Source organism: Enterobacter sp. MGH119, assembly GCF_001037675.1.
Classification (GTDB): Bacteria; Pseudomonadota; Gammaproteobacteria; order Enterobacterales; family Enterobacteriaceae; genus Enterobacter; species Enterobacter hormaechei_C.
Genome location: NZ_KQ089931.1, coordinates 117,487 through 140,778, shown reverse-complemented (window position 1 = coordinate 140,778; position 23,292 = coordinate 117,487). Strand labels below are relative to the sequence as shown.

Annotated in this window: 19 protein-coding genes and 1 pseudogene; 12 read left to right on the top strand and 8 right to left on the bottom strand. The window is 57.4% G+C overall.

What is annotated here, in order from left to right; translation table 11 throughout:
- Nucleotides 1-183: 183 nt before the first annotated feature.
- From yagF to SK53_RS15390, 3 genes are all read right to left on the bottom strand, one after another.
- A complete protein-coding gene (yagF, locus tag SK53_RS15400) occupies nt 184-2,151 on the bottom strand; it encodes a xylonate dehydratase YagF (protein ID WP_048209746.1) in 1,968 nt (655 codons plus the stop codon).
- Between the two features lie 14 nt (nt 2,152-2,165).
- Complete coding sequence (gene yagE, locus SK53_RS15395) at nt 2,166-3,074, bottom strand: 2-keto-3-deoxygluconate aldolase (RefSeq protein WP_048209745.1); 909 nt, start codon at nt 3,072-3,074, stop codon at nt 2,166-2,168.
- Between the two features lie 239 nt (nt 3,075-3,313).
- Nucleotides 3,314-3,766 carry a YhcH/YjgK/YiaL family protein gene (locus tag SK53_RS15390; RefSeq protein WP_003862921.1) on the bottom strand — a complete coding sequence of 151 codons (453 nt, stop codon included), beginning with the start codon at nt 3,764-3,766 and terminating at the stop codon, nt 3,314-3,316.
- A 675-nt stretch (nt 3,767-4,441) separates the two neighbouring features.
- Here SK53_RS15390 and arcA point away from each other — a divergent pair.
- From arcA to SK53_RS15365, 5 genes are all read left to right on the top strand, one after another.
- Nucleotides 4,442-5,662 carry an arginine deiminase gene (arcA, locus tag SK53_RS15385; RefSeq protein WP_048209744.1) on the top strand — a complete coding sequence of 407 codons (1,221 nt, stop codon included), beginning with the start codon at nt 4,442-4,444 and terminating at the stop codon, nt 5,660-5,662.
- Nucleotides 5,663-5,672: 10 nt separating this feature from the next.
- Entirely contained in the window at nt 5,673-6,584 is a 912-nt protein-coding gene (gene arcC / locus SK53_RS15380) for a carbamate kinase (protein WP_048209743.1), read from the top strand.
- 119 nt (nt 6,585-6,703) lie between these two features.
- On the top strand, nt 6,704-7,708 hold the full coding sequence (argF, locus tag SK53_RS15375) for an ornithine carbamoyltransferase (RefSeq protein WP_003863360.1): 1,005 nt from the start codon (nt 6,704-6,706) through the stop codon (nt 7,706-7,708).
- 47 nt (nt 7,709-7,755) lie between these two features.
- Nucleotides 7,756-9,159 carry a YfcC family protein gene (locus SK53_RS15370; protein ID WP_032661340.1) on the top strand — a complete coding sequence of 468 codons (1,404 nt, stop codon included), beginning with the start codon at nt 7,756-7,758 and terminating at the stop codon, nt 9,157-9,159.
- Between the two features lie 80 nt (nt 9,160-9,239).
- A complete protein-coding gene (locus SK53_RS15365) occupies nt 9,240-9,719 on the top strand; it encodes an arginine repressor (RefSeq protein ID WP_003863366.1) in 480 nt (159 codons plus the stop codon).
- 3 nt (nt 9,720-9,722) lie between these two features.
- Here SK53_RS15365 and SK53_RS23640 read toward each other — a convergent pair.
- Nucleotides 9,723-9,840: pseudogene (locus SK53_RS23640) on the bottom strand (hypothetical protein).
- Here SK53_RS23640 and SK53_RS22870 point away from each other — a divergent pair.
- The 5 genes from SK53_RS22870 to gbpA all read left to right on the top strand — a co-directional run bounded on the left by SK53_RS22870 (nt 9,820) and on the right by gbpA (nt 13,412).
- Nucleotides 9,820-9,924: a pyrBI operon leader peptide gene (locus SK53_RS22870; RefSeq protein ID WP_022646880.1), complete on the top strand. Its 105-nt coding sequence runs from the start codon at nt 9,820-9,822 to the stop codon at nt 9,922-9,924. The pseudogene SK53_RS23640 and the gene SK53_RS22870 overlap by 21 nt on opposite strands.
- Nucleotides 9,925-9,958: 34 nt before the next feature.
- Nucleotides 9,959-10,891 carry an aspartate carbamoyltransferase gene (gene pyrB / locus SK53_RS15360; RefSeq protein WP_003863368.1) on the top strand — a complete coding sequence of 311 codons (933 nt, stop codon included), beginning with the start codon at nt 9,959-9,961 and terminating at the stop codon, nt 10,889-10,891.
- Nucleotides 10,892-10,903: 12 nt separating this feature from the next.
- Nucleotides 10,904-11,365: an aspartate carbamoyltransferase regulatory subunit gene (gene pyrI, locus SK53_RS15355; RefSeq protein WP_003863370.1), complete on the top strand. Its 462-nt coding sequence runs from the start codon at nt 10,904-10,906 to the stop codon at nt 11,363-11,365.
- 73 nt (nt 11,366-11,438) lie between these two features.
- Complete coding sequence (gene ridA / locus SK53_RS15350) at nt 11,439-11,825, top strand: 2-iminobutanoate/2-iminopropanoate deaminase (protein ID WP_003863373.1); 387 nt, start codon at nt 11,439-11,441, stop codon at nt 11,823-11,825.
- A gap of 138 nt (nt 11,826-11,963) precedes the next feature.
- Nucleotides 11,964-13,412, top strand: a complete 1,449-nt coding sequence (gbpA, locus tag SK53_RS15345) for an N-acetylglucosamine-binding protein GbpA (RefSeq protein WP_048209742.1) — start codon at nt 11,964-11,966, stop codon at nt 13,410-13,412.
- A 94-nt stretch (nt 13,413-13,506) separates the two neighbouring features.
- On the opposite strand, the gene SK53_RS15340 is transcribed toward gbpA, so the two are convergent.
- Entirely contained in the window at nt 13,507-15,891 is a 2,385-nt protein-coding gene (locus tag SK53_RS15340; protein ID WP_048209741.1) for a beta-N-acetylhexosaminidase, read from the bottom strand.
- A gap of 200 nt (nt 15,892-16,091) precedes the next feature.
- Nucleotides 16,092-18,800: a magnesium-translocating P-type ATPase gene (gene mgtA, locus SK53_RS15335; RefSeq protein ID WP_048209813.1), complete on the bottom strand. Its 2,709-nt coding sequence runs from the start codon at nt 18,798-18,800 to the stop codon at nt 16,092-16,094.
- Between the two features lie 387 nt (nt 18,801-19,187).
- On the opposite strand from mgtA, the gene treR reads away from it, so the two are divergent.
- Nucleotides 19,188-20,135: a trehalose operon repressor TreR gene (treR, locus tag SK53_RS15330; RefSeq protein WP_032608379.1), complete on the top strand. Its 948-nt coding sequence runs from the start codon at nt 19,188-19,190 to the stop codon at nt 20,133-20,135.
- Nucleotides 20,136-20,146: 11 nt separating this feature from the next.
- On the opposite strand, the gene SK53_RS15325 is transcribed toward treR, so the two are convergent.
- Both SK53_RS15325 and SK53_RS15315 read right to left on the bottom strand, forming a co-directional pair.
- A complete protein-coding gene (locus SK53_RS15325) occupies nt 20,147-20,626 on the bottom strand; it encodes an Hcp family type VI secretion system effector (protein ID WP_003863398.1) in 480 nt (159 codons plus the stop codon).
- 236 nt (nt 20,627-20,862) lie between these two features.
- On the bottom strand, nt 20,863-21,555 hold the full coding sequence (locus tag SK53_RS15315) for a hypothetical protein (protein WP_048209740.1): 693 nt from the start codon (nt 21,553-21,555) through the stop codon (nt 20,863-20,865).
- 306 nt (nt 21,556-21,861) lie between these two features.
- Between SK53_RS15315 and treB the strand changes: the two genes are divergently transcribed.
- On the top strand, nt 21,862-23,280 hold the full coding sequence (gene treB, locus SK53_RS15305) for a PTS trehalose transporter subunit IIBC (RefSeq protein ID WP_003863402.1): 1,419 nt from the start codon (nt 21,862-21,864) through the stop codon (nt 23,278-23,280).
- The last annotated feature ends 12 nt before the right edge of the window (nt 23,281-23,292 follow it).

The following is a 23,292-nucleotide window of genomic DNA, read 5'->3' as shown; positions in this document are numbered from 1 at the left end:
TTAATGGAGTGTAATGAGCTGTTCATTTAGCCAGCAATGGTCATATCTTATTTCTGAATTACGTTATTTTGCTTTTGTGACGCCACCGATATATCACAACTTATTGTTTAAATTTATAAAATAAAGAAACGCAAAAACCGCCCGCGGAATATTTCCCGCAGACGGTTTTATCTAATGAAATAATTAAATGCCGAGCGCTTTTTTACCGGCGTTAATTACCTCGATAATTTTATCGGTGTCATAAATACAGCCTTTCCAGGTGCCGCCGCTCACGGACTGCAATGCCGCCCACAGCCGGGTGTCGTCCGGCAAAAAGTCGTGGGCGTGCAGGTCCGGGTGCGTCTGCCGCATTGCCAGCTCGCGCGCGCCCTCCTCCGGCGTCAGCGGGTTATCCGCGGTGCCGATAAAGTTCACGCTGCCCGTTAATGTCAGTCGGTCGACGGCTATCTCAATGATGTCGTTATCGCGCAGCTTGCCAATCGGCCCGCCCGCCAGCGCCTCCGGCGACACGTGGCCGAAGCAGGCGCCCGTCGACACGCCCGAGAAGCGCGCATCGGTGATTAACGACACCGTCTTGCCCCACGAGATATGCTTCAGCGCGGAGGTAAGCTGGTAGGTCTCTTCCATGCCGGTGCCGGACGGCCCGCCGCCGATCACCACCATGATATCGCCCTGTTTAATCTCTTCCCGCTTGATGGCCTTGATCGCCTGCGCTTCCGAGACAAACACCCGCGCCCGACCGGTGTGGCGGTAAACGCCATCTTCACCGACAACCGACGGGTCGATCGCCGTGGCCTTGATCACCGATCCTTCCGGCGCAATGTTCCCCGTCGGGAAGCAAACCGTCGAGGTCAGCCCTTTCGCGTTGGCTTTCTCCGGCGGCAGGATCACGTCATCCGGCTCCACGCCGTCCTGCTCGCGCAGGCACTGGCGGAAGCGCTTACGGCGCTCGGATGCCTGCCACCAGTCGAGGTTCTCGCCCACCGTCTGGCCGGTGACGGTCATGGCGTCCAGATGCAGCAGGCCAAGATCGCGCAGGTGGAGCATCACCTCCGGCACGCCGCCCGCGAGGAAGGCGCGCACGGTCGGGTGATAGTCCGGGCCGTTGGGCAGCACGCTGACCAGGCGCGGCACCCTGCGGTTGACGCGCGTCCAGTGCTCTACATCCGGGATCGTGCAGCCCGCCGCGTGGGCGATGGCCGGGATGTGCAGCAGTAAATTCGTCGAGCCGCCGAACGCCGCGTGGATCACCATGGCGTTTTCGATGGCTTTATCGGTGAGGATATCGCGCGTGGTGATGCCACGGTTATCCAGCTCGCTCACTGCCCGCGCCGACTGGCGGGCGATCTCCAGCCACACCGCCTGCCCGGACGGCGCCAGCGCGGAGTGCGGCAGCGCCAGCCCCAGCGCTTCGGCCACCACCTGCGAGGTGCCCGCCGTGCCGAGGAACTGGCAGCCGCCGCCCGGCGACGCGCAGGCGCGACAGCCCAGCTCGGCGGCCTCCTGCAAGGAGAGTTCATGGTTGGCGAAGCGCGCGCCGATGGTCTGCACTTTGCCCGCGTCTTCCCCCACGGTCGGCGGCAGCGTCGCCCCGCCCGGCACCAGAATGGTCGGCAGGTCGTGCATGGAGGCCAGCGCGATCATGGTGGCGGGCAGCCCTTTATCGCAGGTTGCCACGCCGATCACCGCCCGGCGCGTCGGGAGGGAACGGATCAGGCGGCGAAACACGATCGCCGCGTCGTTGCGGTACGGCAGGGAGTCGAACATGCCGTGCGTGCCCTGAGAGCGCCCGTCGCACGGATCGCTGACGAAGGCGGCGAACGGGATCCCGCCGTTGCGGGTGATCTCCTTCGCCGCCGCCTGCATCTGCATGCCGATCTCCCAGTGGCCGGTGTGGTAGCCCAGCGCAACCGGGCGTCCGTCCCCGGCGCGGATGCCGCCCTGAGTGCCGATAATTAGCACCTCTTTGCCGGTCAGCTTGTTGGCATCCCAGCCCATACCGGCGTTCTGCGTCATGCCGAACAGGTTGCCGCTGGGGGATTCCATCAGCATCTGCGGGGTCAGCGGCAGCGCGCCCTGCGGCCCCGCCGCGTGGGTGATCACCGCATAAAACGCCTCGTCCTGTGGGGTGAAAATCTTCTCGATGGTCATGGTTATCGTCCGGCTCAGCAGAGCTTGAGCTGTTGCAGCAGGGTTTTCAGCTGCGCCTTGCGCGGCTCGTCCAGCGCAGAGGCGGGCGGCAGCACGTGCGTGGAAATCGGGCGGCCGCAGAGCACAATCGCCTCTTTAATCACGTTCACAAACGGCGTATCCAGCTGATACATCTGCGGAATTTGCAGCAGGGTCTGATGATACTCAGCCGCTTTCGCCACGTCTTTATCCCGCCAGGCTTTCAGAAGATTCACCGACACCTGCGGGGCAAAGTTGCCGCTGGCCGAGATCGCCCCGTCGCCGCCGAGCAGCAGGGTATTAAAGAGATGATCGTCGTAGCCGCACAGCACGGTGAAGTGCGGATGGGCGGCTTTGACGGTGTGGATCATGCTGCGCAGGTGGGCAACGGAGTCGATGGTGTCTTTGATGCCGACGATGTTGCTGCGCGAATCGGCCAGGGTTTTCACCAGCGCCGGGGTCAGATCCTGCCCGGTCAGCGCCGGGAAGTTATAGAGCATTACCGGCAGCGTAACGCTGTCCGCCACCTGTTCGAAATAGCGGATCAGGTTCGCTTCCGACACTTTCCAGTAGTAAGGGTTGATCACCACGATGCCGTCCGCCCCTGCCTGCTGCGCGTGCTGGCTCAGCGCAATGGTTTCCCGGGCGTTGGTGCCGCCGGTGCCGATCAGGACCGGTACGCGACGATCGACATGATCGATCGCAAATTGGGCAATGGTTTTACGCTCTTCGGCGCCGAGCTGGGAGAACTCGCCGCCGCTGCCCAGGAAAAACAGGCCGTCGACGCCTGCTTTGATGAGATCGTCGATCAGCGCGGCGGTGCCCTGCTTATCGAACTGGCCATCGGCGGTAAAAATGGTGGAGACAGGGGGAATGATTCCCGTAAACAACGCGGACTGCGGCATGAGATCTCCTTATTGAATCATTTTGTTCTACATTGTAGAACAGTGTTCGTTAAATTAACGATCATACTATGACGCAGGAAAAGCGCAGGTAAATGAGAGATGGAGAGGGAGTGCGGGAAATTTAAGCTGGATCACATTATGCGTGGGTGCGGTCTGGTGCCCTCACCCCGGCCCTCTCCCACGGGGAGAGGGTGTAAAAGTTCCCTCTCCCCGTGGGAGAGGGTTAGGGTGAGGGAAAATTACTCCACCAGCATTTTAACAACCACTTTCCTGACCTTAGCAGGCGCTCCCGCCGCGCACAGCGGCTTATGCACTTCGCCCGGCCAGAACACCACAAAATCCCCTTCGCTCAGCACCACGGTTTTCTCCTGCTCGCCTTCCGGCAGGAACGCGATGTCTTTGTCCGCCAGCCAGTCGGTGTCCGGCGTACCGTGCGGCAGGGTACTGAAGGTCATCCCTTCCTGACCCTTCAGCACAATCTGAATATCCAGATAGCGTGCATGGTATTCAGCACGACGCTCGGCGAACGGCTGGGTCATGTCCTCCGAAACCAGATAAAACAGGCTGTTGCCGTTGATGTCGTGCTTGCCGGTCGGCGTCGCGTCGGTGACGTGGGCCTTAACGTGCTCAATGGCCTGACGCAGCTCTTCTGGCAGCCAGGACTGGAGATGATGAATATTGCCAATAATCATGATACAACCCTCAGATTAAAACATTGTTTCATTTTCATGTTTTATACGAGAAATGCTTCTTCCATACCAGCCCTTTTTTGACAAGATTTGCGTCAGCGCATGTTTATCGGGAAATGTGTTAATCCACTGTTAATTGCACACAGGCATTTATGCAGTGGTTATGCATAACCTCATTTCATGCACTTTGCACATAGGGTCTAACTCACTGAATTTAAAACGTAACTCACAAAACCTGTTGGCATATCACACTTTATCACTTTGGTTATTTCCTTTAAAAATCCATAATTATTTATTGATTTATCTTAAGTGAAAAATAGTTAACTGTCATTATTGCATAGCTATTCCCGAATCAACATTTTATCCATTAAAATCAACCATATAACTAAATATTTCAAAACGTGTAATTCTACAAAATAATAACAAACTCAAATATTGCCACCCGTTCCTGCTTAGCTATTCATCCCGTAATAATATGAAATTAATCATTATCTGATACGAATCATGCAATTGAAAACAAACTCATCAATATCGGTTTTCGCGTGAGCAATGTCACAATAACCATTATTTAAGCGCCTACTATAACTCACGAAATCTATTGAGCTTAGCCGCCATGAAATTAAATACATGACATGGCGCATGCCCTTTTTATTCTGAAAAACAGTTAAAGGAATAATTATGGAAAAGCATTACGTCGGTTCTGAAATTGGTCAATTGCGTAGCGTTATGCTGCACCGCCCAAATTTAAGTCTGAAACGCTTAACGCCATCAAACTGTCAGGAGCTGTTATTTGATGACGTGCTCTCGGTTGAACGGGCGGGTGAAGAGCATGACATCTTCGCAAACACGCTGCGCGAGCAGGGTGTGGAAGTCCTCCTGTTGACCGACCTTCTTACGCAAACGCTTGATATTGCGGAAGCAAAAGCCTGGCTTCTTGAAACACAAATCTCCGACTATCGCCTGGGGCCAACCTTCGCCGCCGACGTACGCGGCTGGCTGGCGGATATGCCGCACCGCGAACTGGCGCGCAGGTTAAGCGGCGGATTAACCTACGGTGAAATTCCGGCGGCCATTAAAAATATGGTGGTCGATACCCACACGGCAAATGATTTTATTATGAAGCCGCTGCCGAACCACTTATTTACCCGCGATACCTCCTGCTGGATATATAACGGCGTCTCCATTAATCCGATGGCGAAACCCGCCCGCCAGCGTGAAACGAATAACCTGCGGGCAATATATCGCTGGCATCCCGCATTTGCCGACGGCGAGTTTATTAAGTATTTCGGCGACGAGAATATTAATTACGACCACGCCACTTTAGAAGGCGGCGACGTATTAGTCATTGGTCGCGGGGCGGTATTGATCGGCATGTCCGAACGCACCACCCCGCAGGGCGTGGAGTTCCTCGCTAACAGCCTGTTTAAACACCGCCAGGCCGAGCGCGTGATTGCCGTTGAGCTGCCAAAACACCGCTCCTGCATGCACCTCGACACCGTCATGACCCACATCGACGTGGATACCTTCTCCGTCTACCCGGAAGTGGTGCGCAAAGACGCCCAGTGCTGGACGCTCACCCCGGACGGCCGCGGCGGCCTGCTGCGCACCCAGGAAACCGACCTGCTGCACGCCATCGAGAAAGCGCTCGGCATTAACCAGGTACGTCTGATCACCACCGGCGGCGATGTCTTTGAAGCCGAACGCGAGCAGTGGAACGACGCTAACAACGTCCTGACCATCCGCCCGGGCGTGGTGATCGGCTACGAGCGCAACGTCTGGACCAACGAGAAGTACGACAAGGCGGGCATCACCGTGCTGCCGATCCCGGGCGACGAGCTGGGACGCGGTCGCGGCGGCGCACGCTGCATGAGCTGCCCACTGGAACGCGACGGAATTTAAAGGAGCCATCATGGAACGAAAACCCACTCTGGTTGTGGCCCTGGGCGGCAACGCGCTGCTCAAGCGCGGCGAACCGCTTGAAGCGGACATCCAGCGCCAGAACATCGAGCAGGCTGCCCGCACCATCGCCGGCTTAACGGCGCAGTGGCGCGTGGTGCTGGTGCACGGCAACGGCCCGCAGGTCGGACTGCTGGCGCTGCAAAACAGCGCCTACGACAAAGTCACGCCCTACCCGCTGGACGTTCTCGGCGCCGAAAGCCAGGGGATGATCGGCTACATGCTCCAGCAGGCGCTGAAAAACAATCTGCCCCAGCGCGAGGTCAGCGTTCTGCTCACGCAGGTGGAAGTGGACGCCGCCGACCCGGCCTTCAGTAACCCGACCAAGTACATCGGCCCGGTGTACCGCGAAGCCCAGGCCAAAACGCTGGCCGCGGAGAAAGGCTGGGTGTTTAAGGCCGACGGCAGCTACTTCCGCCGCGTGGTGCCCTCTCCGCAGCCGAAGCGCATTGTCGAGAGCGACGCCATCACGGCGCTGATCCAGCGCGACCATCTGGTGATCTGCAACGGCGGCGGCGGCGTGCCGGTGGTGGAAAACGCCAACGGCTATCGCGGCATTGAGGCGGTGATCGACAAAGACCTCTCCGCCGCCCTGCTGGCGCGCCAGATCGAGGCCGACGCCCTGCTGATCCTCACCGATGCCGACGCGGTGTACCTCGACTGGGGCAAGCCAACCCAACGTCCGCTGGCGCAGGTGACGCCGGAGCTGCTCAGAGGCATGCAGTTCGACGCCGGATCGATGGGGCCGAAAGTAGCCGCCTGCCGCGAGTTTGTTGAGGCCTGCGGCGGCATTGCCGGGATCGGCGCGCTGAATGACGGCGCGGAGATCCTGGCGGGCGAGAAAGGCACGTTGATTCGTAACTAAACCCCTCCCCTCACCCTAACCCTCTCCCGGAGGGAGAGGGAATGTAAGCCCCCCTCTCCCCGTGGGAGAGGGCCGGGGTGAGGGCATCAGACAGCTAACAATTTAAAAAGGATTTCCCCATGACCATTAACCTGAAAAACCGCAACTTCCTGAAACTGCTGGACTACACCCCGGCGGAGATCCAGTACCTGATTGACCTCGCCATCGAGCTCAAGGCCGCCAAAAAAGCCGGGCGCGAGAAGCAAACCCTGGTCGGGAAAAACATCGCCCTGATCTTTGAAAAAACCTCCACCCGCACCCGCTGCGCCTTCGAAGTGGGCGCGTTCGACCAGGGCGCGCAGGTCACCTATCTCGGCCCAAGCGGCTCGCAGATTGGCCATAAAGAGTCGATGAAAGACACCGCCCGCGTGCTGGGCCGCATGTATGACGGCATCGAATATCGCGGCTACGGCCAGGCCATCGTTGAAGAGCTGGGCGAGTACGCGGGGGTGCCGGTGTGGAACGGCCTGACCGACGAGTTCCACCCAACGCAAATTCTCGCCGATCTGATGACCATGCTGGAACACTCCCCAGGCAAAACCCTGCCGGAGCTGAGCTTTGCCTATCTCGGCGACGCGCGCAACAACATGGGCAACTCGCTGATGGTCGGTGCGGCCAAGATGGGGATGGATATCCGCCTCGTGGCGCCGAAATCCTTCTGGCCGGAGGCAGGCCTGGTTGAGCAGTGCCGCGCCATTGCGAAAGAGACGGGCGCGCGCATCACCCTCACCGACGACGTGGAAGAAGGCGTGCAGGGGACCGATTTCCTCTACACCGACGTGTGGGTCTCCATGGGCGAGCCGAAGGAAGCCTGGGCCGAGCGCGTCAGCCTGATGAAGCCATATCAGATTAACGCGGACGTGATGAAGGCCACCGGCAACCCGAACGTCAAATTCATGCACTGCCTGCCGGCATTCCACAACGAGCACACTAAGGTGGGCCGCGAAATCGAGATGGCGTACGGGCTGAAGGGGCTGGAAGTGACGGAGGAGGTCTTTGAATCCCCGAACTCCATCGTCTTCGACGAAGCAGAGAACCGCATGCACACCATTAAAGCGGTCATGGTGGCGACACTCGGCGACTAATCACTGCCCGGCGCGCCGCGGGGTGCGCCGGGTTTAAGGAGAACATCATGGGCAAGTTCAAGTTTCCCTCCGCTTACACCATTCTCTTTTTTCTGATTGCCGTCGTGGCCGTGCTGACGTGGATTGTCCCGGCCGGGCAGTACCATATGGCAATGAACGAGGCGCTCGGCAAAGACGTCCCCGTTGCAGGCACCTACGCGCACGTCGCGGCGCATCCGCAGGGGCTGGTTTCGGTGCTGATGGCGCCGATTGCCGGGCTGTACGATCCGGAATCCGGCCAGGCCGGGGCGATCGACGTGGCGCTGTTTATTCTGATCATCGGGGGATTCCTCGGGATCGTCACCAAAACCGGGGCGATTGACGCCGGGATCGAGCGTGTGACTACCCGGCTGCGCGGACGCGAAGAGTGGATGATCCCGATCCTGATGGCGCTGTTTGCCGCGGGCGGAACGATTTACGGCATGGCAGAAGAGTCGCTGCCCTTCTATACCTTACTGGTGCCGGTGATGCTGGCAGCGCGGTTCGATCCGGTGGTTGCGGCCTCTACCGTGTTGCTCGGCGCGGGGATCGGCACGCTCGGATCCACCATCAACCCGTTCGCCACGGTGATCGCCGCCAACGCCGCCGGGATCCCCTTCACCAACGGCATCATGTTGCGCATCGCGCTGCTGGTGATCGGCTGGATCATCTGCGTGGCGTGGGTAATGCGTTACGCCCGTAAGGTGCGCAAGGATCCGTCGCTGTCGATCGTGGCGGATAAGCAGGAAGAGAACCGCGCCCACTTCCTCGGCAACAAGGGCGAGCAGTCGCTGGAGTTTACCCCGGTGCGCAAACTCATCCTGGTGATCTTCGCCCTCGCCTTTGCGGTGATGATCTACGGCGTGGCGGTGCTGGGCTGGTGGATGGCGGAGATCTCGGCGGTGTTCCTCGCCAGCGCCATTATCGTCGGGCTGATCGCCCGCATGAGCGAAGAGGAGCTGACCTCAACCTTTATCAACGGAGCGCGAGATTTGCTGGGCGTCGCGCTGATTATCGGCATCGCGCGCGGTATCGTAGTGATCATGGATAAGGGCATGATTACCCACACCATTTTGCACAGCGCCGAGGGAATGGTCACCGGATTGTCGACGGTGGCGTTCATCAACGTGATGTACTGGCTGGAAGTGGTGCTGTCGTTTCTTGTGCCTTCTTCGTCCGGCCTGGCCGTTCTGACGATGCCGATCATGGCGCCCCTTGCCGATTTCGCTAACGTCAACCGCGACCTGGTGGTTACGGCTTACCAGTCGGCGTCCGGCATCGTTAACCTGATCACTCCCACCTCTGCCGTCGTGATGGGCGGGCTGGCTATCGCCCGCGTGCCCTACGTGCGTTATCTGAAATGGGTCGCGCCGCTGCTGGGGATTTTAACGGTGGTGATTATGGTGGCGTTAAGCCTGGGCGCTTTGTTGTGATTTGCCGGATGGCGCTGCGCTTATCCGGCCTACGGATCGGTGCGGTGCCACCGGTTATTTCGGGAACTGATATGGGAACTATGATGGATTACGAAGAGTACTCTCCCAAAGAGCAACTACAGCTAACGGTCTGCCAGCGTCTGATCGCGGAAAAGAGCTATCTCTCCCAGGAAGAGATCCGCCGCGACTTACAGGAGCGGGGTTTTGAGACCATCAGCCAGTCCACCGTTTCACGTCTGCTCAAGTTGCTTGGTGTCATAAAAATTCGCAATGCCAAAGGACTAAAGATTTATTCGCTGAATCCCCAGCTGCGCCCGGCCCCCGATGCGGCGCGTACCGTCTCTGAAATGGTGGTGAGCGTGGAGCACAACAGCGAATTTATCCTTATCCATACCGTCGCCGGATATGGCCGCGCGGTAGCGCGTATTCTGGATTATCACCAGTTACCGGAAATTTTAGGCGTGGTGGCCGGAAGCAGTATTGTCTGGGTCGCGCCCCGCGTAGTGAAGCGCACCGCGCTGGTGCATAAGCAAATTAATTATTTACTCAGAACGCATTAATATTCACAAAGAACCGTTTGCATTGAGTAAAGCGTGCATTAAATCGCTTGATCCCAAAAGCGAGCTGCGTATAATGCCCGACAATTTGCCGGGAGGAAGCATGGTCAAGCGTGTACGACACAACGTCTTACCGCGTCTGAAATCAGACGCTGGCCTGCCGTTTTTCTTCCCGTTGCTAAACCTATTCCCAGAGCCCCTCATTTGAGGGGCTTTTTTTTGCCCGGCGTCAGGAGATAAACATGAATCCGCTTTATCAAAAACACATCATTTCCATAAACGACCTCAGCCGCGAAGAGCTGGAACTGGTTCTGGAAACCGCGGCAAAACTGAAGGCCAATCCGCAACCGGAGCTGTTGAAGCACAAGGTGATTGCGAGCTGCTTCTTCGAAGCCTCGACCCGCACGCGCCTCTCCTTTGAAACCTCCATGCACCGCCTGGGCGCGAGCGTGGTGGGCTTCTCAGACAGCAGCAACACGTCGCTGGGTAAAAAAGGCGAGACCCTGGCGGATACCATTTCGGTTATCAGCACCTACGTCGACGCGATTGTGATGCGCCACCCGCAGGAGGGCGCGGCGCGTCTGGCGACCGAGTTTTCCGGCGGCATTCCGGTGCTGAACGCCGGTGACGGTGCCAACCAGCACCCGACGCAGACCCTGCTGGATCTGTTCACCATTCAGGAGACGCAGGGCACGCTTGAGAACCTGAACATCGCCATGGTCGGCGACCTGAAGTATGGCCGCACCGTCCATTCCCTGACCCAGGCGCTGGCGAAATTTAACGGCAACCGCTTCTTCTTCATCGCGCCGGACGCGCTGGCGATGCCGCAGTACATTCTCGATATGCTGGACGAAAAAGGCATCGCGTGGAGCCTGCATGCCAGCATCGAAGAGGTGATGGGCAACGTGGATATTCTCTACATGACCCGCGTGCAGAAAGAGCGTCTTGACCCATCCGAGTACGCCAACGTGAAGGCGCAGTTCGTACTGCGCGCCAGCGACCTCGAGGGCGCGCGCGACAACATGAAGGTGCTGCACCCGCTGCCGCGCATCGATGAGATCACCACAGACGTGGATAAAACGCCGCACGCCTGGTACTTCCAACAGGCCGGGAACGGCATCTTCGCCCGCCAGGCGTTACTGGCACTGGTTCTGAATCGCGAATTAGCTCTGTAAGGGGAGACGACCATGACACACGATAACAAACTCCAGGTTGAAGCCATCAAGCGTGGCACCGTGATTGACCACATCCCTGCGCAGGTGGGCTTTAAGCTGCTGACGCTGTTCAAACTGACCGAAACCGACCAGCGCATCACCATCGGCCTGAACCTGCCGTCGGGCGAGATGGGCCGCAAAGACCTGATCAAGATCGAGAACACTTTCCTGACCGACGAGCAGGTTAACCAGCTGTCGCTGTACGCGCCGGACGCCACGGTTAACCGCATCGACGATTACGACGTGGTGGGCAAATCCCGCCCAAGCCTGCCGGATCGCATCGAAAGCGTGCTGGTCTGCCCGAACAGCAACTGCATCAGTCATGCTGAGCCGGTTTCCTCCAGCTTTGCAGTGAAAAAGCGCGCCAATGACATCGCACTCAAATGCAAATACTGCGAAAAAGAGTTTTCTCATTATGTGGTGCTGGCCAACTAATTGAGGTTGGTAATGAAATCCCGGCTGTTATAATGGCCGGGAACATTCTTAACGCTGTAATTCTGGAGAAAAAATGAGCAAAGTACTCGCGACGGAAAATGCACCAGCGGCTATCGGCCCATACGTTCAGGGCGTTGATCTGGGCAGCATGATCATCACTTCTGGCCAGATCCCGGTGAACCCAAAAACCGGTGAAGTACCCGCCGACGTAGCGGCGCAGGCGCGTCAGTCGCTGGAAAACGTGCAGGCGATCGTCGAATCTGCCGGTCTGAAAGTGGGCGATATCGTCAAAACCACCGTGTTCGTGAAAGATCTGAATGATTTTGCGACCGTTAACGCCACTTACGAAGCGTTCTTCACCGAGCACAACGCCACCTTCCCGGCGCGCTCCTGCGTGGAAGTAGCGCGTCTGCCAAAAGACGTGAAAATTGAAATTGAAGCGATTGCCGTACGTCGCTAATTTATTTCAAGAAAGAGAAGGCAGCTCTGGCTGCCTTTTTTTATTTCGACCATTTTTACTCTCTCCGGAAAATGACGCATCCGCCACTCCATTAATAGACTGACGCTGCCTTGCTCTATTCTAATTAATGGATGATGAATGAAACTCTCTAAAATTGCGCTGGCGGTAACCACATTAACGGTTGCGTCTTCCGCACTTGCACACGGATATATAGAATCCCCTGCCAGCCGCGCCTATATGTGTAAGCTCGGCCAGAATACTGACTGTGGCTCTGTACAATATGAACCGCAGAGCGTAGAAAAGACCTCCGGCTTCCCGACGGGTGCGATGCCGCCCGACGGCCAGCTTGCCAGCGCCGGTATTGCCAGCTACTCCCAGCTTGATAAGCAGAGCCTGAACGCCTGGACCAAAAATCCCATGACGGCAGGCCCGCATGAATTTGTCTGGCACCATACCGCGCCGCATAAAACCACCAACTGGCGTTATTACATTACCAAACAAAACTGGGACCCCAATAAACCGCTGACCCGTGACCAGTTCGAATTAACGCCGTTCTGTACTATTAACGGAAATGGTCAGGCACCGGCGATGACAAAATCCATGACCTGTAATGTCCCGGAACGTACGGGCTACCAGGTTATTTATGGCGTGTGGGAAATTGCGGATACCGCAAACAGTTTCTATCAGGCCATTGACGTTGATTTCGGTAACGGCGGCAACGTCACGCCGGACGGCACCCCAGCGGTGATATCCCAGTGGAGTAAAACCCTGAGCGGACAGATTGCCGGGAATAACCTGAACACGGGCGATAAAGTGATTGCACGCTTCTTCGACGCCAACGGGGAAGTTGCCGCCCTGCGTACCGAGCTGACCATCGGCTCCGTTGCCCAGGGGGATGCGAACCAGTGGTCCTACGATCTGGCGCAGAAGATCAACGCCGCGTACAGCGATGTGCGTGTCGGGGTAAAGGATGAAGCGGGCGAAATTAGCCCGGTTCACGGCGCGAACAGCGTCTTCGTCAAAGACGGCAGCGCCCTCCAGTCCGTTGCGATTTCGTACGAAGAGCAGAAGGCGGAAGTGAATGAAACCATCGCGGTATCTAACCTGCACTACAGCAAAATCGAGAATGGCAAGGCGTCCGTCACCTTCCACGTGAACACCAAAGGCGACGTGAACGTTGAAGCGCACGTGATGAACCACAGCGGTGCGGAAAAGGGGTATCTGAAGCAGGAGATGAATAACGCCAGCCAGGACGTGACCATGACCCTGACTGACGTCACGGCGGGTCACCATATGCTGAAATACTACGCCACCAACAAAGACGGCACCCTGTTCGCGCAGGACGTGCTGGATCTGATGCTGGAAAGCGACGCGGCGGACAGCAACGGCCCGCATGACTTTATCTTCCCGAATAACGTCGCGTCCTACAAAGCGGGCACCGTAGTGCTACAGCCGAAAGACGGTAAGACCTACGAATGCAGGCCTGTCCCGTTCAGCGGCTACTGCGTGCAGTACAGCCCAACCGCAAACCAGTTTGAACCAGGCGTGGGCGCGCACTGGAGAGAGGCATGGGTGTTGAAGGACTGAGTGATCTGATTCCCTCACCCTAACCCTCTCCCAAAGGGAGAGGGAATTTATACACCCTCTCCCTTTGGGAGAGGGCTGGGGTGAGGGTTCTTTACTACTGATTCCGCGTCGCGCGCAGCAGCGTTTCCAGCGGGTACACCGCCGCAATCACCACCTCGTCCTGAACCTTCGCCGCGTTATCCAGTTCGCTCTGGATCGACGCAATCTCTTTATCATCCAGCGTGCCCTGGCGCGCCACCAGATCCGTCAGCCTCAGGCCAATCGCGGCCAGCTTATCCACCTCCTGGATCACCGGCTTAATGGCCTTCAACTGATAGCTGTTTTCGCTTAGCGCCAGCGCGTCGCTGGTGTTGTTCTGCCAGCGGTTAAAGACGTGGCGCAGCGCGTCGGCGCTTTCCGTGTCTTCCGCGTCGCTCACCAGACGGTCCGCCCATTTATTCATCTGACGCCCGGTCGCACTTTCCGGGTTTAGCGCATCAGCGAGCCGGTTGAGCGGCTCAAACTGATGATAGTTTCCAGCCTGGAACTTAAGATGCTGGCGGGTGTAATACTGCGCCGGTTCAAGCGCCTGGGCGAGAATTTGCAGCGGCAGGGTATCCGCATTGTTGGCGAGGCGCGTGAACTGCACCTGCTGCTGGGTATGCTGCTGTAGTCCAACCGACACCGTCGACCAGCTGTCCATCGCCTGGAGCCGGGTATACATGTTGTCGATGTCGTTGACGTCCTTCGCCGACCATAGCCGCTCCGCCACCGCAAAGGCGCGCGGCCACAGACGGATATCCAGCACCGGCGCGACCACGTTTTCCGCCCACAGCGCGGCTTCACCGCCGAGCAGATTGGCCTCGTTCGCCGGGTCCGGCACCACCGGCGGTATGCCTTTTGGGACCGCGTCCAGACGCGTGCCGCTAATCGGGTAGCGGGCGTTACCCACCAGGAAATAGCCGCTGAGCTTATCGTTCTCAACAGAAACGACCGGACGCGTTTCACCCATCCAGGTATCAACGGTAAACGTTACCTGATTGTCGTCCCGCCATTGAATGTTATCCACCGCCCGACGCGATTTCCCGGCAAAATCAATAAATCCGCGCCAGCCAGCATCGCCTTTCACCAGCGTAAAGCTACCTTCCACCGGCTTGCCCTTCAGGCGCGGCATGGAGAAAGCCCAGCTCTGGACGCTGTCGGTGTCCGCTATCACATCCACGCCGTTCAGCCCCTGCGGCACAATTTCATTGCGGTAGTGGTAGGCGGTGGATTGCGGCTGATCGAGGTAGAAACCGGTTGAGAGAATGCCCTTATAGCCGTTCTGCGCCACCTGCCCCAGCGCGTCCTGTCCCTGCCAGGACTGGATCAGAATGCTTTTCGGCAGATCGGGATGGTAGATCTCATCCCAGCCAACCATCTGCCGGTGGTGCTTCTCAAGGATCGTCTCCAGCTTGCGGTTGAAATACGCCTGCAACGCGTGGCTGTCCGCCAGTTTATTGTCGCGCATGAATCTCTGGATCGCAGCGTTCGCTTTCCACTGGCTGTCGTCAACCTCATCGCCGCCAATATGCAGATATGGATCCGGGAAGATCGCCACCAGTTCGCTGACCATCGCGTCGGCAAAGGTATAAGTTGCCTCTTTGGTGGGATCCAGCACTGGCTTCAGCACGCCCCAGTGGCGCTCCATGGCGTACGGCCCCGGCGCGCTCATCAGCTCCGGGTAGGCGACGGCAATCGCCGAGGCGTGGCCCGGCATATCAATTTCCGGCACCACGCGTATGCCGCGCTCGGCAGCGTAACGCACAATCTCGCGCATCTGCTCAGGGGTGTAGAACAGCCCGTCGCTGGCAAGCTGGGTCAGCTTAGGGTAGCGCTTTGAGCTGAAGCGCCAGCCCTGATCGTCGGTCAAATGCCAGTGCAGCACGTTGAGCTTCGCCGCGGCCATGCCGTCGATCTGGCGTTTAATATCCGGAATCGGGAGGAAGTGGCGCGCCGAATCGAGCAGCAGCCCGCGCCACGGGAAGCGCGGCGAATCTTCAATGGTCACCCACGGGATCGAGGTGTTTTCGGCGCCGTTCTGCATCAGCTGAAGCAAGGTTTCCATGGCGCGCAGCGCGCCGAAGCGGGTATTGGCGGAGATATTTACGCCGTTGGCGTCCACCGTGAGTTTATAGCTCTCATCGCTGTCCGGCAGCGGCTGCGGCTTCACCTTTTTGGCGATGGCGATGCGGATGGTCGGCTTGTCAGGTTTTTCGGCCTGCGGCTGTAGCGTCCAGCCGGTTTGAAGGGCGATGCGCTGGCGCAGGCGGTTGACCGCATCCCCCAGATCGTCGCCACTTACGCTCACGGTGAGTTGATTGTTAAGCTCCAGCGCGCCCTGAGTGGTCGGGCGTTCAACCTTCGCAGGCCAGGGCATTAAGGGAAGGTCGCCTGCCGGTGCGGCAAAGGCGGAGGCGCCGAGCATGAGCCCGGCGGTTAAGAGACTGTACCGTAACATGAATGTTCCTTATCTGACGGGCCAAATACAGGCAAAACATTCTGTTAACATGCGCTCAAATTGTCGTCAAGCGAATGCGCCGACGGAGATCACAGGTTGTTGAATTTGGGAGGAAAGCCAGCTGCCGGGTGGCGGCTTCGCCTTACCCGGCCTACGTTCGGATCGTAGGCCCGGTAAGCGCAGCGCCACCGGGCTTGCCGTTACTGCCACCCATACCGACGGCTATAGAACCCCTTCACCATCTGCGTCAGCACCATGTAACCCGCGAGGATCGCCACCAGCCATGGGAAGTAGCTCAGCGGTAGCGCCTGAAGTTGCAGGTAGCTTGCCAGCGGCGAGAACGGCAGCGCGATCCCGAGCGCCATCACAATGCCCGTCATCACAATCAGCGGCCACGCGGCACGGCTCTGAATGAACGGAATGCGGCGGGTGCGGATCATATGCACAATCAGCGTCTGCGACAGCAGCCCGACCACGAACCAGCCGGACTGGAACAGCGTCTGGTGTTCCGGGGTGTTGGCATGGAACACAAACCACATCAGGCAGAAGGTCAGGATGTCGAAGATGGAGCTGATCGGCCCAAAGAACAGCATAAAGCGCCCAAGATCTGCCGGGTTCCAGCGCTGCGGCTTCTGGATCTGCTCGTCGTCCACGTTATCAAACGGGATGGCGACCTGAGAGACATCGTACATCAGGTTCTGGATCAGCAGATGCAGCGGCAGCATCGGCAGAAACGGCAGAAACGCGCTCGCCACCAGCACGCTGAAGACGTTGCCGAAGTTCGAGCTGGCGGTCATTTTGATGTATTTGAGCATATTGGCGAAGGTGCGACGCCCTTCGATGACGCCCTCCTCCAGCACCATCAGGCTCTTTTCCAGCAGAATGATATCCGCTGCTTCGCGGGCAATATCCACCGCGCCGTCTACGGAGATACCGATATCCGCCGCACGCAGGGCCGGCGCATCGTTGATGCCGTCGCCCATAAAGCCCACCACGTGCCCTTCACGACGCAGCAGCGTTACGATGCGTTCTTTGTGCATCGGCGTCAGGCGGGCAAACAGCGTGGTGCGCTGGGCAAGCTGCGCCAGTTCGTCGTCAGAAAGCGTTTCGATGTCGCTCCCCACCACCACGTCGCCTGCGTCCAGCCCCACTTCGACGCACACTTTTGCCGCCACCAGCTCGCTGTCGCCGGTGAGAATTTTGACGGTGATACCGCTCGCTTTCAGCGCTTTCAGCGCAGGTGCGGTGGTCTCTTTCGGCGGATCGAGGAATGCGATGTACCCCTCGAGGATCAAATCAGATTCATCGATACGCTGGTAGTCCCCTTCCCGCGCGGGCAGGAACTTGCTGGCTACCGCCACCACGCGCAGCCCCTGGCGGTTCAGGTTATCGGTGACGCGTTTGATGCGGCGCAGCATGGTCTCATCCAGCGGCACGATCTCGCCGTTATGGCGCACCTGCGTGGAAACATTCAGGATCTCCTGCAATGCCCCTTTGCAGATCAGCTGATGCACGTCCGGCTTCTCGCTGACCACCACCGACATGCGGCGGCGCTCGAAGTCGAACGGGATTTCATCCACCTTCTGCCAGCGCCCGGAGAGCATGCGGGCAGACTCTTCATCCACACCTTCCAGCACCGCCACGTCGAGCAGGTTTTTCAGCCCGGTCTGGTAGTGGCTGTTCAGCCACGCGCTGTACAGCACCCGTTCGCTGGTCTTTCCGGCGATATCGGTGTGGTTCTCCAGCACGATTTTGTCCTGGGTCAGGGTGCCGGTTTTATCGGTGCAAAGAATGTCCATCGCGCCAAAGTTCTGGATGGCGTCGAGGTGTTTAACGATCACCTTTTGTTTAGAGAGTTTGACCGCCCCGCGCGCCAGCGTGGAGGTGACAATCATCGGCAGCATTTCCGGCGTTAAGCCAACGGCCACGGAGAGCGCGAACAGCGCCGCTTCCCACCAGTCGCCTTTGGTGTAGCCGTTGATCAGCAGGACAATTGGCGTCATGACCATCATAAAGCGGATCAGCAGCATGCTGACGCGGCCAATGCCTTTCTGGAACGCATTCGGCTCGCTCTCCTGCTCGCTGACGCGTCCGGCAAGCTGTCCAAACCATGTATTGCCGCCGGTGGCGGTGACAATCGCCTGCGCGGTGCCACTAACCACCGTGGTGCCCATAAAGCACAGGGTGTCGCACTCCAGCGGGTTCATCTGCTGCGGATCGCGGGTCCGCGCCACCTTCTCTACGGGCAGGGATTCACCGGTGAGTGACGCCTGCGCGACAAACAGATCCCGCGCCTGGATGATACGTAAATCCGCCGGGATCATGTCCCCCGCCGCCAGCTTCACCAGATCGCCCGGCACCAGCTGGTCAATGGGAAGCTCAATCCAGGCGTTTTCGCCGAGGTCGTTAATCACGCGCGACACGGTGGCGGTGTTGCTGACCATCGCTTTCAGCGCATCCGCCGCTTTGGTGGAGCGCGCTTCCTGAATAAAGTTCAGCAGCGTGGAGATCCCTACCATCAGGGCAATCACGCCTGCGGCAAACAGATCTTCAGTGGCGTAAGAGATAATCCCGAGCACCGTCAGCAGCAGGTTGAACGGATTGCGGTAGCAGAGCCACAGGTGGACCCACCAGGGAGAGGGTTTCTGCGCCGGGATCTGGTTATCGCCATGTTCCGCGCGGATTTTTGACACTTCTTGCGCGTTCAGCCCTTCCGGGTGGCCGCCAAAGGCGCGCCAGACTTCGTTTTCATCCATCGCCGCCACGTTCAGGCAGCGCTCGGTCAGGGAAGCGGGGATTGCCGCTCCCGCCATGGTGTTGGCATTTGGCAGCGGATCGCGCGCAATCAGGCGATGTGGCAGGTGACGGCTCAGCAGCGCTTGCAGCTGCCGGGTGATATTTTTCAGCATAGTCATTCCCCCGCATCCGCAAAGGCGGACGCAGTCTTTCCCGCAGGCGTGGCAAAGCCGTACCTGTCAGGCACTTAATTTATCAAGCAGGAACGTATGAACGTTGCTGCCTCACGCCGGTGAGACAGCAAAAAGCTGGCTTACCGGTAAGAAGGTTTTCTCCGGGTCAGGAGAGGTGTGGGATCGGGATCCATGTGGCCTCCGGTAAGTAAAAAGTTGGGTATCGGCGCGCAGTATAGAGATTTATCCATACCGTTTGTGACTAATCGGGCGGTATTATAACGCCCTGCAAATAAACCGAACGTAAACCAGACTTTGCCCATAGCGAATTCGCAGGATAGCATTAGGCTCAATTGATTATTTTATCGTTGTTACAGGGAATACAGCATGCAGAACCGCCTTACGATTAAAGACATCGCGCGTTTAAGCGGCGTGGGGAAATCGACTGTCTCACGCGTGCTGAACAACGAAAGCGGTGTCAGCGAGCGCACACGCGAGCGCGTCGAGGCGGTGATGAATCAGCACGGTTTTTCCCCTTCCCGCTCCGCGCGCGCCATGCGCGGGCAGAGCGATAAAGTGGTCGCCATTATCGTCTCGCGTCTGGATTCCCTCTCCGAAAACCTCGCCGTACAGACGATGCTGCCCGCGTTCTACGAGCAGGGCTACGATCCGATCATGATGGAGAGCAAGTTCTCCGCGCAAATGGTGGAGGAGCATCTCGGTATGCTTCAGCGCCGTAATATTGATGGGGTGGTGCTGTTCGGATTTACCGGCCTAAAAGAGGACGTGCTTAAACCCTGGCAGCCGTCACTGGTGCTGCTGGCGCGCGACGCGAGCGGGTTTGCCTCTGTCTGTTACGATGACGAAGGGGCGATCGTGATCCTGATGCAGCGCCTGTATGAACAGGGCCATCGGCATATTAGCTATCTCGGCGTGCCGCATGCCGACATCACCACCGGCAAGCGTCGCCATGAAGCGTACCTGGCGTTTTGTAAAAAACACAATCTCCCCGCCGTGGCCGCGCTGCCCGGTCTGGGTATGAAACAGGGATATGAACAGGTCGCCAGCGTGCTGACGCCACAAACCACCGCCCTGGTATGCGCCACGGATACCCTTGCATTGGGTGCGAGCAAATATTTGCAGGAGCAGCGCATCGGGGAGCTGCAATTAGCGAGCGTGGGAAGCACGCCGCTGATGAAGTTCTTACACCCGGAGATTATCAGCGTTGATCCGGGTTACGCCGAATCTGGCCGGCAGGCTGCCGCGCAGCTGATAGAGCAGATCAACGGGCGCGCTGAGCCGCGTCAGATCGTTATTCCTGCCCGTCTCTCATAGTCCTTTCGCTTTCATGCGCAACAGCGATCGTTCCATGAATCACGGTACAGGATATTGCCTTCGGTATACTTCCAGGTAATTGCCTCATAGCGCAGCTCCAGCGTTTCCAGGTGGGTACTGGTCATACTGCCGGGGGAGAGATACGGCGCTACCGTTGTGAACTTGACGTTTTCCAGAATAATATTGAAATACTCAGCCTCAATCCCAGACTCAAGAATACGGTACATTTTAATTGTCGCCTTCTTCATGGTTCGCCCTTCGCAAACTGCCCGGTAAAGAAGCGGCGTTGTCTGATCAAATTCTTTGACTATTGTTATAGGCCGATGTACGCGTGTACCAGTGAGTTTTCCCCAGCTTGGGTCAACCGGAATAGTTACGCCATGGGAAAAGGATTTTAATTCAATAGATCCAAGACGCAGTGGCATTGCACAACAACCGACAATCGGCGAGCCATTCTCATCTTCAAGCCATAAATGTGCGGGAGCAGACATAGAAATACCTTATTAGTGGTTATCTGTATTGAAATGTTTGGCCTTTTACCATTTCACATAGCAGCCAAAAACAATCATGACCACAATGAAGAAAAGCCCAATTGGCCAGACAGGACTGCCGGGGAAGAAATGGGCCTGTATCAGGGCAAACAGGATTGTTAACGCGGCCGGGCCGTAGACCGAAAATATAATTCGCCCCTGCCAACGTAAAAAACGTTTGATGTAATTCATCATTGTTATCTGATCAACCTGGTGATGATATCCGCAATGTCGTCATCAGATGCCCATTGCGCACGTGTCGCGTCCGTCCTGCGAAACACAGGCTCAATGAGAAAATAAAGCATTTCAAGCCCTTGAGCATAAAGTGCCGAGTACAAGGCGGGAAATTCAACGTACAGACGATGCGCGCTATCGGCGGCTTGCTGTACTACCCCATACAGCCCAATAAAAGCAATACCTCGGGAAGCCCATCTTCCGGTAATGGCGCTTAATTCGAGGCTGATATTTAATACAAGGCGAACGCAGGCGGCAACGGCTAATGTAAACCCGGCACCGGTAAGGCTAACCGCAGCGATGTGGACATTTACAGCCATTAGCCGCTGTTTAATATACTCTAACTGTTTAGGATTTTTGTATTTGAAAACTTCCTCAAAATACAGTCTAAGCATTTCATAGACTACATCCACACCGCTTACTAATTTATAAACGGCATCTCTGAAGCGTAGGTCTTCGCTCTTCTGTCTCAGGCAAACATCATTGTATTCATCAGTGAAACATGAGGCGTAATACAACAGCCGAGTGGCGCCTTTCCCTATCATATTCACCTGTGTTTTGACGTTCTGGCCGACCGCAGTAACAGCATGGTCGAGTTTAAGCGCAAGTATTTTATTGGCCTGTAAATAACTGACGATCTCGTTGTTCCCGTACATTATTGCTCTACGTTTATTTCAGTATATGAAGACAAGCTTATGCCTGAAACCGACTGTAAAGTTCCGGCCAGATCATGTTTAAGATCTTCCCTGTATTTTTAAGATATTGACCTGATATTTTTTAAACACTCTTGAGAAGAAATTCATAAAAACTGCGAGTGAAATGCAATCCAGTGTGCCCTCACACAGCGGATTATTGTGATCTTCGCCCGATTTCGGGAACGTTCCCATTTTCGCCGTCACGTTGAAGGAGTAGGCTTGCGCACAGGTCATAACCCCTATCACCATCTGTCATGAGGTTTCATGATGAGTAAAGTCAAACAAACAGATATCGATCAGCTGATCGTCCTGGTCGGCGGACGCGACAACATCGCCACCGTCAGCCATTGCATTACCCGCCTGCGCTTCGTGCTGAACGATCCGGCCAAAGCCAACCCGAAGGCCATTGAAGAGCTTTCCATGGTTAAAGGCTGCTTCACCAATGCCGGGCAGTTCCAGGTGGTGATTGGTACCGAAGTGGGCGATTACTATCAGGCTCTGCTGGCGACTACCGGGCACTCTTCCGCAGATAAAGAGCAGGCGAAGAAGGCCGCGCGTCAGAATATGAAATGGCATGAGCAGCTGATTTCCCATTTTGCGGAGATCTTCTTCCCGCTGCTGCCAGCGCTGATCAGCGGGGGCTTAATTCTGGGCTTCCGTAACGTCATCGGCGATGTGCCAATGAGCGACGGCAAAACCCTGGCGCAGATGTACCCGGCGCTGCAAAGTATCTATGACTTCCTGTGGCTGATTGGCGAAGCGATCTTCTTCTATCTGCCGGTCGGAATCTGCTGGTCCGCGGTGCGCAAGATGGGCGGAACGCCAATTCTCGGTATCGTGCTCGGCGTGACGCTGGTCTCTCCGCAGTTAATGAACGCTTACTTACTTGGTCAGCAAACGCCAGAGGTGTGGAACTTCGGCCTGTTTACCATCGCCAAAGTGGGCTATCAGGCGCAGGTGATCCCGGCATTGCTGGCGGGTCTGGCGCTGGGCTTTATTGAGACGCGCCTGAAGCGCATCGTGCCGGATTACCTATATCTGGTGGTGGTCCCGGTCTGCTCGCTGATCCTGGCGGTGTTCCTGGCGCACGCCTTTATCGGTCCGTTTGGCCGCATGATTGGCGACGGCGTGGCCTTCGCGGTCCGTCACCTGATGACCGGCAGCTTCGCGCCAATCGGTGCCGCGCTGTTTGGCTTCCTCTACGCTCCGCTGGTGATCACCGGCGTGCACCAGACCACGCTGGCGATCGATATGCAAATGATCCAGAGCCTCGGCGGTACGCCTGTCTGGCCGATCATCGCCCTGTCTAACATTGCGCAGGCCTCGGCGGTAACCGGCATCATCATCGTCAGCCGTAAGCACAACGAGCGTGAGATCTCCGTTCCGGCTGCCATCTCCGCTTACCTCGGCGTCACTGAACCGGCGATGTACGGTATCAACCTCAAATACCGCTTCCCGATGCTTTGCGCGATGATCGGCTCCGGTCTGGCGGGCTTGCTGTGCGGCCTGAACGGCGTGATGGCGAACGGGATTGGCGTCGGCGGCCTGCCGGGGATCCTCTCCATTCAACCCGCTTTCTGGCAGGTATTTGCGCTGGCGATGGCGGTGGCGATTATCATCCCAATGGCGCTGACTACCGTGGTTTATCAGCGTAAGTTCCGTCAGGGCACGTTGCAGATTGTTTAATTCTCTCTTTCG